13 protein-coding genes are annotated in these 13,662 nt (G+C 44.0%); 6 read left to right on the top strand and 7 right to left on the bottom strand.

All coding sequences use genetic code 11. From position 1 onward, the window contains the following. The first annotated feature begins 353 nt into the window (after positions 1-353). Positions 354-1,202, top strand: a complete 849-nt coding sequence (locus tag AB6D80_RS14585; RefSeq protein ID WP_372188903.1) for a hypothetical protein — start codon at positions 354-356, stop codon at positions 1,200-1,202. Positions 1,203-1,348: 146 nt separating this feature from the next. Here the strand turns inward: AB6D80_RS14585 and AB6D80_RS14580 are convergent, their stop codons facing one another. Continuing rightward, a complete protein-coding gene (locus AB6D80_RS14580) occupies positions 1,349-2,245 on the bottom strand; it encodes a LysR substrate-binding domain-containing protein (RefSeq protein WP_371695627.1) in 897 nt (298 codons plus the stop codon). Between the two features lie 154 nt (positions 2,246-2,399). On the opposite strand from AB6D80_RS14580, the gene AB6D80_RS14575 reads away from it, so the two are divergent. Beyond that, positions 2,400-3,038 carry an NAD(P)-dependent oxidoreductase gene (locus tag AB6D80_RS14575; RefSeq protein ID WP_371695626.1) on the top strand — a complete coding sequence of 213 codons (639 nt, stop codon included), beginning with the start codon at positions 2,400-2,402 and terminating at the stop codon, positions 3,036-3,038. A 77-nt stretch (positions 3,039-3,115) separates the two neighbouring features. Here AB6D80_RS14575 and AB6D80_RS14570 read toward each other — a convergent pair whose 3' ends face one another. Together AB6D80_RS14570 and AB6D80_RS14565 are read right to left on the bottom strand one after the other, a co-directional pair. Then, positions 3,116-3,769: a cupin domain-containing protein gene (locus AB6D80_RS14570; RefSeq protein WP_371695625.1), complete on the bottom strand. Its 654-nt coding sequence runs from the start codon at positions 3,767-3,769 to the stop codon at positions 3,116-3,118. Positions 3,770-3,903: 134 nt separating this feature from the next. Continuing rightward, on the bottom strand, positions 3,904-4,671 hold the full coding sequence (locus AB6D80_RS14565) for an SDR family NAD(P)-dependent oxidoreductase (protein WP_061025935.1): 768 nt from the start codon (positions 4,669-4,671) through the stop codon (positions 3,904-3,906). Between the two features lie 105 nt (positions 4,672-4,776). Here AB6D80_RS14565 and AB6D80_RS14560 point away from each other — a divergent pair, with 105 nt between their 5' ends. Continuing rightward, a complete protein-coding gene (locus AB6D80_RS14560; RefSeq protein WP_004733017.1) occupies positions 4,777-5,115 on the top strand; it encodes a helix-turn-helix domain-containing protein in 339 nt (112 codons plus the stop codon). A 47-nt stretch (positions 5,116-5,162) separates the two neighbouring features. Here AB6D80_RS14560 and AB6D80_RS14555 read toward each other — a convergent pair whose 3' ends face one another. Beyond that, the gene (locus AB6D80_RS14555; RefSeq protein WP_372188900.1) at positions 5,163-6,068 is read right to left on the bottom strand and encodes a LysR substrate-binding domain-containing protein; all 906 of its coding nucleotides are present in this window, start codon (positions 6,066-6,068) and stop codon (positions 5,163-5,165) included. 227 nt (positions 6,069-6,295) lie between these two features. Between AB6D80_RS14555 and AB6D80_RS14550 the strand changes: the two genes are divergently transcribed. Continuing rightward, positions 6,296-7,015 carry an SDR family oxidoreductase gene (locus AB6D80_RS14550; protein WP_009846263.1) on the top strand — a complete coding sequence of 240 codons (720 nt, stop codon included), beginning with the start codon at positions 6,296-6,298 and terminating at the stop codon, positions 7,013-7,015. Positions 7,016-7,126: 111 nt separating this feature from the next. Here AB6D80_RS14550 and AB6D80_RS14545 read toward each other — a convergent pair whose 3' ends face one another. The 3 genes from AB6D80_RS14545 to ompW all read right to left on the bottom strand — a co-directional run bounded on the left by AB6D80_RS14545 (position 7,127) and on the right by ompW (position 10,906). Continuing rightward, on the bottom strand, positions 7,127-9,040 hold the full coding sequence (locus tag AB6D80_RS14545) for a TRAP transporter fused permease subunit (protein ID WP_017103532.1): 1,914 nt from the start codon (positions 9,038-9,040) through the stop codon (positions 7,127-7,129). A 73-nt stretch (positions 9,041-9,113) separates the two neighbouring features. After that, entirely contained in the window at positions 9,114-10,046 is a 933-nt protein-coding gene (locus AB6D80_RS14540; protein ID WP_017102057.1) for a TAXI family TRAP transporter solute-binding subunit, read from the bottom strand. Positions 10,047-10,258: 212 nt separating this feature from the next. After that, the gene (gene ompW, locus AB6D80_RS14535; RefSeq protein WP_012601085.1) at positions 10,259-10,906 is read right to left on the bottom strand and encodes an outer membrane protein OmpW; all 648 of its coding nucleotides are present in this window, start codon (positions 10,904-10,906) and stop codon (positions 10,259-10,261) included. A 400-nt stretch (positions 10,907-11,306) separates the two neighbouring features. Between ompW and glgC the strand changes: the two genes are divergently transcribed. Then, complete coding sequence (gene glgC, locus AB6D80_RS14530) at positions 11,307-12,527, top strand: glucose-1-phosphate adenylyltransferase (RefSeq protein ID WP_029223955.1); 1,221 nt, start codon at positions 11,307-11,309, stop codon at positions 12,525-12,527. Positions 12,528-12,969: 442 nt separating this feature from the next. Further along, positions 12,970-13,326 (top strand): ribosome hibernation-promoting factor, HPF/YfiA family, encoded by a 357-nt coding sequence (gene hpf, locus AB6D80_RS14525; RefSeq protein ID WP_009846260.1) that lies wholly within the window; start codon positions 12,970-12,972, stop codon positions 13,324-13,326. Positions 13,327-13,662: the final 336 nt, after the last annotated feature.

The raw sequence follows: 13,662 nt of genomic DNA, 5'->3' as shown, positions 1-13,662 counted from the left end.
CTAAACGAGCTTCGCGGTTATCTGTCTTCTCAGTGGTACATTCGCCGTAAATCTTTAGTCATACCTTCACTATCTACTCACTGAATGTACATCTCTGTGTAACCCAATCTGACTAACCTTGCATAAGAGGTTAGCCAGATTGTAGCTATTTATGCTTCAGCCATAGCAAAGTCTAGAAACTATAAAAACCTCTAACCTCTTCTATCGCACTCACTCGAATGGTGAGGTGATGCACCAGTATTGGTCATCCACAAGCGGGCTTAAAATATAAGTCGTTGAAATATAATGTTTATCAATTTTGGCACAAATCGTGAACTACCACTAAGTAGGTATTCAGATATTAGGAGTTGAATATGTTGGTCGTTATTTCAGTGGGTTTATCCCTATTAGTACTTGCAGCGCTGTTTCATTTCTCAAAGAAGAGACAAACAGCGCTATCACACCGGTTTGAAACCTTAGTTCTACTCAGACAGTTATTGTTGCTATCACGCAAACATCGCGCGGCAACGCATTATGCTCTGGCGTATCAATTGACGAGCGACTCAATTCGAAAAGTGAATCAGATTTACGACAACATACTTGAGGTATCTGAACTGCTTCAATCTCATGTGTCGTTTGACAGCCGTCCGATGTATCGCATTTATCACCTCAAACTCATCGCTATGCACAATGACTGGCAAAACCGTAGCTTAGTACGTAATCAATCGATTCATGGAAAAACGATTCGTCACAGCATGTTCTTGATGGATGAAGTGATGATCATCTGGCTGATTCAATCAGAACGAGAAGACATGAGCCGTGAGTACCACATGAACTGGCAACAGATCTTAGATTGCATGGAGATCTTGACCAAGCTGAGAATGTGTATACCTGATATGGAGAAGCCTGAGGAGTATGCGAGATTCAAATTCTACGCATCTCAGACACACCGCAAACTCAACCAATTATCGATTATCTGCCCTATCAGCAGTGGGTCACCCATTTGTACACGTGCGATGCATGCACTTACCGAGATCGCATCAAGTACTAAAGCGACCCAGCCAGCAGATAGCATGTACGAGTTAACCAGTGATATCTCTACTGTGGTATCGCAAGTCTACGACCAAGTATTATCAGACATTACCAAAAGCTTGTATCAGCCTTTACCTAGCATCAGCGATAAGGTGATAAATACCCGATTATCCGTACATCATTACATGTAAAGACTTCGTGAGAGGAGAGCGTGCTGGAACTCTGAATTATTGAGTTCAAATCCGATATCACCTTTGATATCGGATTTTTGTATTTATGGGCTTATATATTTATTTGGTTCTATTTTAGGACGAGACAAGTTATGAGCGATGTAAGCTTAAACGTCTCCAGATTTGATATCGCTAGACCAAGCTTCTGCCGCAAAATCAATGAACTGACGAACAACAGGCAGCTGATAACTGCGAGACAAGTACACCGCCCAAAGCACACTACTCGGTGAAACAAAATCATCCAAAATTCGTTTCAGCTTCCCTTCAGCAATCAACGGATTCGCTAAATCACAAGGTAATCGAACAACCCCTTTGCCATGCTGTGCGGCGCGAGCTAACACCCCAACATCGTTGGCCTTAATAGTCCCCGACACCTCAACCGAATAATGTTGGTTATCCTTAACAAAATCCCACTTAGAAACACTCAAATGACGAAAACAATTGTGTTGTCTAAGCGCTTCAACCGTTTCAGGTTCACCGTGTTTGTCTAGGTAGTCTTGTGAGGCACACACCACCGAATCAATTTCCATTAGCTTTCGAGCAATCAAACTATCGTCAGGTTGATCGGTATAGCGCAGCGCAATATCGATTCTGTCGTCCACCAGCTGAGCAAAATGGTCAGAAGCAAAAAGCTCTGCTGTGATACTGGGATGAAGCTCTGTGAACTGTTCAACCACATCCAACAACATGTGCTGAGTCAAGCCAATTGGGGCTGCTATTCGAATGGTTCCGGAAAGAGCATCGGTTTGATTAAGTGCAGTGACTTCTAGCTCCGCCGTTTCATGGAGTATTTTTTCGCAACGTTGTAGCGCAATCTCCCCTGCTGTCGTCAAACTTACCTTACGAGTCGTTCTGTGTAATAGCCTCTGCTTTAACCACCCTTCGATCTCTTGGACATGCCGTGAAACCTGTAAACGGCTCATGTCCAAATGCTCTGCTGCTTGAGTAAAACTGGCGCAATTTGCGACTTCAACAAAGCTACGCATCGCCTTCAACCTGTCCATCCCACTCTCCCTTACCGACTTAACCAAGCTTATTAGATAACTATATAGATACAATCTACATCATTTTACGATATTTATTGCAACCTAGTGAGCTATTAGACTGCAATGGCTGTCGAGAAACAGACTCAATAAATTAGATAATTGGAGAGACATTATGAAAATTGCAGTATTAGGCGCATCAGGTTGGATTGGTAGCCACATCGCTCAAGAAGCTCAATTTCGCGGACACGAAGTTGTTGCTGTTGTAAGAGATGCAAGCCGCGTAGAAATCAGCGATGTTGAAGTTCGTTCATTTGATTTACAAGATGAAGCGGCAAGTCTAGCGACCGCTTTCTCAGGCGTTGATGCGGTAATTGCTTCGATTGGTGGACGCGCTCTAGGCAATCACGACATCGTAATAAACACAGCAGCTAAGTTGCTTGATACATTGCCAAGCATTGGCATCGAACGTCTACTTTGGGTGGGAGGTGCAGGCTCATTAGAAGTGGCGCCAAACGTACCGTTAGTTACCGTTCCTGACTTCCCTGCGGACTACAAAAACGAAGCGCTAGCACAAGGAGAAGCCCTTGAAGTGTTCAAACAATCTAATGACAAGGTTAACTGGACATTCGTGAGCCCTGCTGCGGAAATCTTCCCGGGCGATAAGCTATCAACCTACCGCACAGGTGGTGATCAACTGCTCACTGACGAAGATGGCAACAGCAAAATATCCGTCAGCGACTACGCTATCGCGATGATTGATGAACTAGAAGCTGGCAAGTTCCCACGCCAACGTATTGGTGTCGCTTACTAGTCAGCTCATATATAAAAACTAAAAAAGCCGCTTGTTCAAAACAATGCGGCTTTCTCATCTTTATATTGAGCATTCCTTTAATCCAATGGCAAATGACCCGTTTTCACTAGGATAACCGTCTCTTCTTCCACATAAGGGAAATGCTCGCTCATATGAGGGCTACGCATCCAAGTGTGTTTTGGATACACGCCATGTTCATCTTTAAAAGTGCCTGACAACACAAAGATCTCTTCACCACCAAAATGACGGTGTGGCTGAAAGCGCTCACCAACGGGCCATTTCACCAAGGCCACATTTTCGTGCTCAAAACCATGCAGCGGCATCACTTGTAAGCCACCGATGCCCGGAAGCCATTCCGTTTCTAGAGTATTAATGCGCACTTGAGTTAAGTCTCTCGCATCAAACTGGTTGAGCTTCACCAAGATCATGCAGCCATTTTTGCTTGATGGAGAATGCGCACTGCCCGGGGGATTACGGATATAAGTACCGGCAGGGAAATCTCCAGTTTCATCTGAGAACACACCGTCTAACACGAAGATTTCTTCGCCTTGTGGGTGCGGGTGCTCAGAAAACGAAGATTCAGGATCGTACTTCACAACACTGGTTGTGTGGCCCGACTCTTTATCTTCTCTTTCTAGCGGCTTACGCCATACCCCTTTGGCAGGGCTCGCGATCCAATCTAATGTCTCGGTTTCTATAACCAGTCTCTTTAAAAAGTCCATGTTGAACATAATGGCGACCTTACTCTTGTTATCGTTTTAATTATTATTGTTGTCTTTCTCGTTTCTATTCTACGCGAATACTCATCAAGGAGGCCATCTCGCTGCTATTTGCCTACGCGACAGCCTCCTGAAAAGAAGCCTAATTAATTGCGGCCAGCGATCACACCGCCATCAACATCCCAGATTGCACCCGTGACCCAATCAGCACTGTCTGACAGTAAGAAAGAGATGCTATTGGCGATGTCTTTCGGCAAACCAACTCGACCAATCGGATGGAATGCGTTGAAACCTTCTAACGCTTGATCCACATCTTCAGGTTTGATGAAAGATTCGTAAATCGGTGTTTTAACCACAGCCGGGGAAACCGCATTCACACGAATGTTATGCTCAGCCAGTTCCATTGCCATGTGTTGTGTTAATGCGTGCAGGCCAGCTTTAGCCATTGAATAGGCAGAAGATGGCGTCGCTTTGATTGCTTGCTTACCCCACATAGAACCAACGTTAACCACACTGCCACCGCCGTTCTTGATCATCAATTTACTTATCGCTTGAGTGATGAAGAAGGTTGCTTTATTAAGCTGCATGTATTGCTCGTAATCAGATTCTTGGTGCTCAATAAACGCTTTAGGGTTGAAGTAACCTGCAGCATTAACAAGGTAACCAATACCTTCTTCGAGCGACTCTAAATGCGCAATAAGGCGAGACACACTCGCATCATCATAAAGGTTAGCTTGCCAACCAGAAGCGTGGCCTAGTGATTGAAGTTCTGACACCGCTTTATCTAACTTAGTTGGGTTATTGCCGACAACCAACACATGGATGTTTTGAGCGACTAACTGCTTCGCTGTTTCAAAGCCCATACCGCTCGTGCCACCGATTACTACTGCAATACCATTTTTAGTGAAGTTCATTTTGTTATCTCCTAAGTCATGTGAACGTGGTAATCTTAGGCCTTGAACTAACACTATGAATAGTAAGTACAAATCGGTTAGGTAGGTACTTATTGGTACATCTTTATGAAAAATCAGGAAAACTTTTTTTCAAGAAAATCAGCACCAGAGCGCTCAGCTCGCATGGTAGAAACCATCTACGGCTGTAAATGGTCGCTAACGGTCTACCAATTGCTCGCAAATGGCATTAATCGCCCTGGTGAAATGGTGCGCTCGGTCGAAGGGTTATCGACCAAGGTATTGAATGAATGTTTGAAGCGAAATGTAGAATTTGGGATTTTAGATAAGCAAATGTTCAACGAACTGCCACCAAGAGTTGAATACCAAGTGACTCCGTTCGGCGAGAAGTTTTTGTTGATTCTAGACCAGCTGGAAAACCTACAAAACGAAATCGACGAGATGTAAGCCCACGCTAATCCGCTCTATTCCAAATAATGGACAGCACGCACTATTTAGCTGACTGGCATTTGCTCAAAACGGCCTTTCACAAAATCAATAAAGGTTCTAATTCGACTTGGTTGATAGCGGTCTCGATGGTAGATCGCTGAAAAGTCGACCTTAGGCACCACCCATTCTTCAAACACTTGCAGCAATTGCCCGTCGTTGAGTTCTTGTAAGCAATAGATGGTTGGTACACGAATAATTCCGTTGCCCGACTTGGCGCCCTGCACCAACACTCGGCCATTTTTACATTGCAGTCTGCCCGTCACATGCACATCGACCGTTTTCTTGGTGTCATCTAGCGCTTGAAAGATCCACTTACGCACAGATCCCGTTAAGCAGTCATGGTGGATCAGATCTTTAGGATGACTTGGCTTTCCTTTACGAGCGAAATACTCAGGGCTCGCGAGCGTTCCCATCTCGATGTCTAATAGCTTTCTAGCGATAAAGCCCGCATCTTCTAAGCTCCCCATACGAAAAGCGATATCAAAGGCATCTTCAATCAAATCGACTCGGTTACTACTGAAATCAAGGCTGATGCTGATGTCTGGGTAGAGCTGCATAAACTCATTGACTAGATCCGCGATGATCACCTCACCCAAATAACCGCCAACACAGTTTACTTTTATGTCGCCACGTACTTCTTCGACATCGTCGACAGCAGCAATCAAGGCTTGGTCTATATTATCTAAGGCTTGTTCACATCTCGCGTACAGATCTTGCCCCGCATGCGTCAGTCTTAAGGTTCGAGTAGTACGGATAAACAGTGTCACACCCATCTGCTTTTCTAAACTACTTACTTGGCGCGACACGTGGGAGCGCGACACATCAAGCTCCTCCGCCGCTTTGGTGAAGTTACCTAAACGAGCGATAAGCACGAAAGAACGAATATCAGACAGGTTAATTTGATTGAGCATGGTCGCCAGCTTAGTTGTGAGATTTAAAAAGTGATGAAGTAATAAAGTGCACACATTTATTGTTGCACTACAGCAACAGTGTTTCAAGTAAAGCGCTATATATCAACAATGCTATTTTCCTTAATATACCTCCATCGCAACGAAGCAAGGCAACAAGCACTTGATTCGAATGCCCTTAAACAATACGTCGTAGCCAACCGACGCAATAAAAGTACAGAGGAAATAAAATGAAAAAACTAATCGTAATTACAGGTGCAAGCTCTGGTATTGGTGAAGCAATCGCTCGTCGTCTAAGCGATGAAGGTCACCCTCTTCTACTTTTAGCTCGTCGTGTTGACCGCCTTGAAGCGCTTAACTTACCAAACTCTCTATCTGTGAAAGTAGACGTAACAGACAAAGCGTCTTTTGATGCAGCAATCGCACAAGGTGAAGCGAAATTTGGCCCTGTAGACGCGCTTATCAACAACGCTGGTGCAATGCTTCTTGGTCAAATTGATACTCAAGATGCTCAAGAGTGGAAGACAATGTTCGACGTGAACGTGATTGGTCTTCTAAACGGCATGCAATCTGTACTTGCTCCAATGATGGAACGCAATACAGGTACTATCATCAACATCAGCTCAATTGCGGGTAAGAAAACATTCCCAAGCCACGCGGCTTACTGTGGTACTAAATTCGCGGTACACGCTATCTCTGAGAACGTTCGTGAAGAAGTAGCAGCTTCAAATGTTCGTGTTACCACTATCGCACCGGGTGCTGTAGAAACTGAACTTCTGTCTCACACAACATCTCAAGAAATCAAAGACGGTTACGATTCTTGGAAAGAAGACATGGGCGGCGTACTGGCTGCTGACGATATTGCTCGCGCGGTATCGTACGCTTACCAACAACCACAGAATGTATGTATCCGTGAGATTGCTCTAGCACCAACTAAGCAACAACCGTAAGTTTCAGTGATTAACTTACGTAACGTCTTTGTTTAATTGACGTATAGAGAAAGGGACTTTTACTATACATAGTAAAGGTCCCTTTTTTCTTTTGTCCGAACTCGATAAACACTAGGTTTGTTTTGCGACCTCTCGACCACGCCATTGAATCACAATCAGTGCGACAATAATTACAATCCCCAAAGGTCCTAGCCCGAATGGATTGAGTAACAATAGTGGAATGGCAAGTAATGCTGCTAAGCGCTCAACCATGCTCAGTGAACGAATCAAATACCCTTCAATTGCGATCGCTATCGCGACAATAATAGTCAGCGTCTGGACGATTGACAAAAGCAACGCTGGCATTCCGTCGTCAGGATTCACAAGGCTTGTGTATGCCATCATAATTGGGATGATGAACAGACCACCCGCCAACTTGAACGCTTCTACCGAAGATTTCATTGGGTTAGCATTCGCTACACCAGCCCCAGCAAAAGCAGCCAAGGCTATAGGTGGCGTTACGTTCGAGGTTTGAGACAGCCAAAATACGATAAGGTGAGCAGTTAACAATGGTAAGCCAAAATCGCTTAGCATTGGTACAGCCATAACCGCCAACACAATATACGCCGCTGTTACAGGTAAGCCCATACCCAAAATTAAAGCCACTAAACTGATTAAGCCCAATGCAATAAGCATGTAGCCACCAGAGAAGTCCATCACAAACTGAGTAAACTGCAAACCGATTCCTGTTTGCCCTACCACACCAACAATAATGCCCGCCGCACCACACGCTGCAGAAATCGGCAACGCCATCAGTGCACCATTTTTCATCCCTTCAATGAATTTCTTCAATCCGATTCGACTGTGTTTACGCAGCGCCGCGGTTAGTAGAATTGCACTGCAACCCGCAACACCAACTAGCAACGGTGAGTAAGCCATCATTAAGAGTGCCGTTATCAAGATCAACGGAATCAGGTGGTGAGCGCCATCTTTCATCACCGAAATCACGGCTTCTGTTCTGCTTACAGCTTTGAGGTTCAACTTGCACGCCATTAGATGAACGTAAAGCAAAGTACAGAAAAAGTATAAAATAGCAGGAGCAATCGATGCGATCATGATTTCGCTGTAAGGCACACCAGTAAACTGCGCCATCACGAACGCACCAGCCCCCATAATTGGTGGCATAATTTGCCCACCCGTAGAGGCGGCAGCTTCAATACCTGCGGCTTGCTCTGGTTTATAACCGAGCTTCTTCATCATAGGGATCGTAATTGAGCCTGTGGTCACCGTATTCGCTATCGCAGAACCAGAAATAGAACCCAAACCTGCCGATGCCAATACCGCGGCTTTCGCAGGGCCGCCACGGTATTTACCGGCGATTGAGAATGCGAGATCAATAAAGAATTTACCGGCTCCGGTCACCTCTAGAAATGCACCAAACAACACAAAGATGAATACCGTTGTCGCGGCGATCCCTAACGCAGAACCAAATACACCATTAGCGGAGTAAATCTGGAACTGAATCAGCTCTTGTAGCGTGTAAGCCTTAATAGAAAAACCACTTGGCAGCATGTCACCGAACGCGCTATACGCAAGGAACAACACTGCGATTAACACCATCACCCAACCAACAGTACGTCGGCATCCTTCTAGCAGCAGTACCAACAAAGCACTACCAGCAAACATGTCAGCAAATTGAAGGCCATAAAACAGATGATTGATGTCGTTATAATCGAATATCCATAAACGGTAGCCAGCAAACACCACCACGGCACACAAGATCACATCGATCAGCTTGCCCACAATAAAGAGCTTGTTCTTTCGGTTAGAGATCAATGGAAAGTGAAGGAAGATCAATACCAATACCCAACACAAGTGGATGGGTCTAAAATAGGTTGCCGAGATCGTTGAACTCACGCCTTGCCATATCTGAAAAGCCGACAGTGCTACTGCAACAACTAAAGTCAAATAGCCCATTGTTTTCACGAGTTTTTCATAGGGTAATAGTTGGGGTGACGCATTTTGATTATCAGGGGTAATATCCATATTAATGCCTGCTGGATAAGAACGAATTGATAAAAAGGGCAAGTGAGATTTCACTTGCCCTGAGGTAGAGATGTTACTTGCTTACCGAATCTAGGTACTTCTGAGCACCAGCATGAATCGGTACGCCTTGCAGTCGAGAAGCATTCTCTGGTGTGGTCATTTCAGCCATTTTCACGACTTTACGAATATCACCGATGTTCTCAAAAGCGGCTTTAGTCAGATTGTAAGCCATGTCATCACTCATGTTGGCATTAACCACCAATACGTTCCACACACTAAGTGTCGATACTGGATCAACCTTATTGTAAACACCTGCTGGAATGTCGTAAGCACTGTAGGCTGGATATTGTCTCATGAAGTTAGCACTCTCTTCTTCAGAGATAGAAATCACCTTAACGTCGTGAGTTAACGCAATCTGTGTTACAGCGCCAACACCTTGACCACCAACAATGAAACCCACATCGATTTGACCATTCGCCAAAGCATTAGTGGTTTCTGAGTAATTAAGGTAAACCGCATCAATATCTTTTTTCACATCAATACCCATCGACTCAAGTAGTGCTGCAGATGTTACTGCCGTACCACTAGCAGGGGCCCCAAGGGAAACACGTTTACCTTTGAGTTGCGATAATGAATCAATACCAGAGTTTTTAAGAGTGATGGTATGAACTAGATTTGGATATAGAGCAAACAGCGTTTTCACTGGCATTTTCTTAGGAAATTTACCTTCGCCATTGTAGGCATCCAGAACCACGTTACCCATTGCAATCCCGGCGATCATATCGCCACGTACAACCTTGATGGTGTTCTCGACTGACGCTGCTGTCACTTCTGCTTTTGCATTCACATCCGGTACGTTTTCAGACCAGACTTTAGCTAATGCGCCACCAAATGGGTAATAGATACCACTTTGACCGCCTGTACCGATTGAATAGTTTTCTGCACTTGCCATCGTAGGCAGAATCGCGAGTAAAGCTACTAATAAGTTACGTTTAAGCACAATCATCTCCTTGATTATTAACCGTAATTAGATATACACCTAACTACAGGCTTTATTTTCTGTTCGTTTTTTGAGCCGTTCAAACATTACATGCGATCGAATATTGTGCAATTAAATACTATGCAATTGTGAAGCAAGTGTTAAATTGATCACTTATCAATAAAAAAGCGCCCAAGCTGGCTGGTGCTTGAGCGCTTTTAACAAACTAAAGATGTTGATTAGAAGTTGTAACCACCACCAATCATGAATACCCATGGATCAATATCAACGTCTGTTGAGTACTGTTTCCCACCAGCCTTGTACTTGGCTGTAGTATCGATGTCTGCGTACCAGACGGATGCGTTTAAAAACCAGTCGTCGTTGATCATGTAATCCATGCCAACATTCGCAGCCAGTCCCCACGAATCATCAAGGGACAAGTCACTTAAACCAGCATCTTTAGCCGCACCATTGAGCTCTTCGTCAAAGAATACGGTGTAGTTAATACCAGCACCTACGTAAGGACGGAACTTGCTGTTTGCTTCGCCGAAGTAGTACTGAACCATCAACGTTGGTGGTAAATGTTTTGTCTCGGCGATATCACCTAAACCACCATGGTTTGTAGAAATTGTATGGGAGAACGGCGTCGCTGCAAGAATCTCGAGACTGATGTTGTCTGTAAACATGTAGCCAAATGTCAATCCAAGTTGGGTGTTTGAATCCACACCAAATTTTGAACCCGATGTCTCCAAAACATCTCCACTGCTATCGTTAGGAGACACTATTGCGGCACCAGCACGGATGATGAAATCACCTTCTTTATGAGCAAAAGCACTAGTTGACATAAGAGCCGCAACAACCGCAATACCACATACTGTTTTTTTCATTATAATTTCCTTTTGAGGGCTTAATCGTTATTGGTGAATGAGTAATCATTTCTTATTTTGCGTGCAAGGTAGCATATAATAACCCTACTTTATTGATGGAAATCAATTTGTGAAAACTTGTGAGAACTTATGTAAATTTGCATCGATTTGATCACTTTATCGCTTCATTTTATTGACAGTTTTGTAATGCGACTTTCCCGTGCGTCATTTTGTTAATTTAACCCCTTCACCTTGCCCGGGTCTATTTGGATCAAAATAGAGCAAGCCAACACCTCGTACGCATCAACTTGGTGCAATCTCGCAGAATTCATTCTCATCTCGTTTAATATTCAATGAGTTACATTTGGCTCAACGCTTGCAAGTCTATGTTCATAATCATAAATACATTGAGGTTCTGACCATGCAAGACACTCTTACAATCGTTCTGGCCGGCGGTGTAGGCTCTCGGCTTTCTCCCCTTACCGATAACCGTGCAAAACCTGCGGTACCTTTTGGCGGTAAATATCGAATCATCGATTTCACGCTCGCGAACTGCTTACACTCTGGGCTGCGCCAAATTTTGGTGCTGACTCAGTACAAGTCTCACTCTTTACAAAAACATTTAAGAGATGGTTGGTCGGTGCTTAACCCCGAGCTCGGCGAATACATCACCAATGTCCCCCCACAAATGCGTACAGGTGATAGTTGGTATAGCGGTACTGCCGATGCGATTTATCAAAACTTGTATCTGCTTTCTCGTAGCGAAGCTAAGCATGTAGTGGTGTTATCAGGCGACCATATCTATCGCATGGATTACGCGCCAATGCTCAAGCAACATAAAAAGAACGAGGCCGATCTAACCGTAGCGTGCATGGAGGTTTCGATTGATGAAGCCAAAGAATTTGGTGTGATGGAGATAGATGAATCTCTAGAGATCAATAACTTTACCGAAAAGCCACATTACCCTGCATGTGTCCCCGGTAGGCCGACTCGAAGCATGGCTTCAATGGGTATTTACGTCTTTGATAAAGAGGTGTTAACACAAGCGCTACTGGCGGATGCCGAAGATCCGAACTCAAGCCATGATTTCGGTAAAGACATTATTCCTAAATTGGTCGGCAACAACAGTGTTTACGCGTATAAGTTTGGCGACGAAGAAGGCCGAGTGACCCAAGATGCGTACTGGAGAGATGTGGGTACCATCGACTCTTACTACCAGTCCAATATGGATCTGTTAAAGCCAGCCTCACCTATAGATTTATACCAACCAGATTGGGCGATTCGCACCTACGAGCCGCAACTGCCACCTGCACGCACCATTGCTTCTGTAGAAGGAAACCAAGGAATATTCATCAACTCGATGATAGCGAATGGCGTAGTGATCGAAGGCGGCTCTGCGCAAAACTCTATCTTCTTTCCTAAAGTGAAAGTCAGTAATGCCGCGATTGTGATTGATAGTATTCTGTTTGAAGATGTTGAGATTGGGAAAAATTGCCACATACAAAACTGCATCATAGATAAGAACGTCAAAGTGCCAGATGGCACCCAAATCGGTATTGATAACCTTGCCGACGCTAAACGCTTTCACATATCGAAACAAGGCGTCATTGTGGTGCCCTCTTCTTACCAATTTGAAGAATAGCTATTGCTAAAACCAGATGGCGCTATAAAGGCAACCAAGAGTTGCCTTATTCAATAGTCGCATTCACGGAGCTTTGCTTTTTTATATAAACCATACTTTTTATATCAACTGCAGTGATTTAATAAGAAAGCAATATCGGCATCAAACTAGCAATGATTTATAAAACTTAAACTAGAATAAGTATTTGAGCTGACGTTTGGTTAAGGCGATAAAACCTAGGCTGGCAAGGTAGATTAGAGGAATGCTTCGCGAGTGAGGTATTTTTGAACATGTATTGAAAACACGAAACATAATATGCGATCAGTTCTTCGGACTTTCAAGGGAGTAAAGGGAGATTATTTGATAACACTGAAGTGAATCACACATGTGCTATTTCGCAGTTGGTTAAACTAACCGATGTTTGCTACGTTTAAATGACACAGTCATTGGAAAGGTATGATTTATGAAAATAAATGTTCAAACACATCATGTATCAATTAACGACGAGTCACGCAAAGACATCGAAGGTAAATTCGAGAAGATATCTAACCATTTCCCATCACTGATCAGCTGCGACATCATCATCACAAAAGAACATGGTCAACACCAGGTTGAAGTGTTCACCAACTACGAAGGTGTACGTGTAAACGCAAAAGCTACAGATGACGTTATGTATCCAGCTATCGCTTCAGCACTCAAGAAACTTGAAGCAGGCCTAAGTAACCGTAAGGGACAATTGAAATCAGACTTACACGAGAAACCAACGAGCACGAAGCCAGAAATTGCTTCAGACATCATCCAAGAGATGAAACTGGTATAACTCGACTAATAGTTAAAGGGCACTGACGAATAGAAGCGCACAAGAATTCCAAAGCCAGCATGCGTTGCTGGCTTTTTCGATCTACACCTCAATCAATTTATCAATCAACCTATTACTTTGATTTTGCCTGTCACGACTGTCTCGCTACCCTACGCTTCCCATCTTAAAACCAAGCCAAACTCTATATCGTTTTGACCAACTTATGTCACTGACTGCTATAACAATCCTTAGGGCGTGTTGATCTTTCGAGCTGATTTTTGCAGCGAATTGCTGGGGATTTCTACAAGGCAGAGGCTTTGATGTGTAGCTAGCCTACATGAGAAGCCGATAACGTAG

Origin of the sequence: Vibrio sp. 10N.247.310.17, assembly GCF_041466605.1 — a bacterium.
GTDB classification, from domain to species: Bacteria; Pseudomonadota; Gammaproteobacteria; order Enterobacterales; family Vibrionaceae; genus Vibrio; species Vibrio tasmaniensis_A.
This window is presented reverse-complemented; position numbering and strand designations above follow the sequence as displayed.

Excerpts from the sequence above, each read along its gene's own strand:
- AB6D80_RS14585 (WP_372188903.1), top strand. The coding sequence starts at position 354 with ATGTTGGTCGTTATTTCAGTGGGTTTATCCCTATTAGTACTTGCAGCG.
- AB6D80_RS14580 (WP_371695627.1), bottom strand. The coding sequence starts at position 2,245 with ATGGACAGGTTGAAGGCGATGCGTAGCTTTGTTGAAGTCGCAAATTGC.
- AB6D80_RS14575 (WP_371695626.1), top strand. The coding sequence starts at position 2,400 with ATGAAAATTGCAGTATTAGGCGCATCAGGTTGGATTGGTAGCCACATC.
- AB6D80_RS14570 (WP_371695625.1), bottom strand. The coding sequence starts at position 3,769 with ATGTTCAACATGGACTTTTTAAAGAGACTGGTTATAGAAACCGAGACA.
- AB6D80_RS14565 (WP_061025935.1), bottom strand. The coding sequence starts at position 4,671 with ATGAACTTCACTAAAAATGGTATTGCAGTAGTAATCGGTGGCACGAGC.
- AB6D80_RS14560 (WP_004733017.1), top strand. The coding sequence starts at position 4,777 with ATGAAAAATCAGGAAAACTTTTTTTCAAGAAAATCAGCACCAGAGCGC.
- AB6D80_RS14555 (WP_372188900.1), bottom strand. The coding sequence starts at position 6,068 with ATGCTCAATCAAATTAACCTGTCTGATATTCGTTCTTTCGTGCTTATC.
- AB6D80_RS14550 (WP_009846263.1), top strand. The coding sequence starts at position 6,296 with ATGAAAAAACTAATCGTAATTACAGGTGCAAGCTCTGGTATTGGTGAA.
- AB6D80_RS14545 (WP_017103532.1), bottom strand. The coding sequence starts at position 9,040 with ATGGATATTACCCCTGATAATCAAAATGCGTCACCCCAACTATTACCC.
- AB6D80_RS14540 (WP_017102057.1), bottom strand. The coding sequence starts at position 10,046 with ATGATTGTGCTTAAACGTAACTTATTAGTAGCTTTACTCGCGATTCTG.
- ompW (WP_012601085.1), bottom strand. The coding sequence starts at position 10,906 with ATGAAAAAAACAGTATGTGGTATTGCGGTTGTTGCGGCTCTTATGTCA.
- glgC (WP_029223955.1), top strand. The coding sequence starts at position 11,307 with ATGCAAGACACTCTTACAATCGTTCTGGCCGGCGGTGTAGGCTCTCGG.
- hpf (WP_009846260.1), top strand. The coding sequence starts at position 12,970 with ATGAAAATAAATGTTCAAACACATCATGTATCAATTAACGACGAGTCA.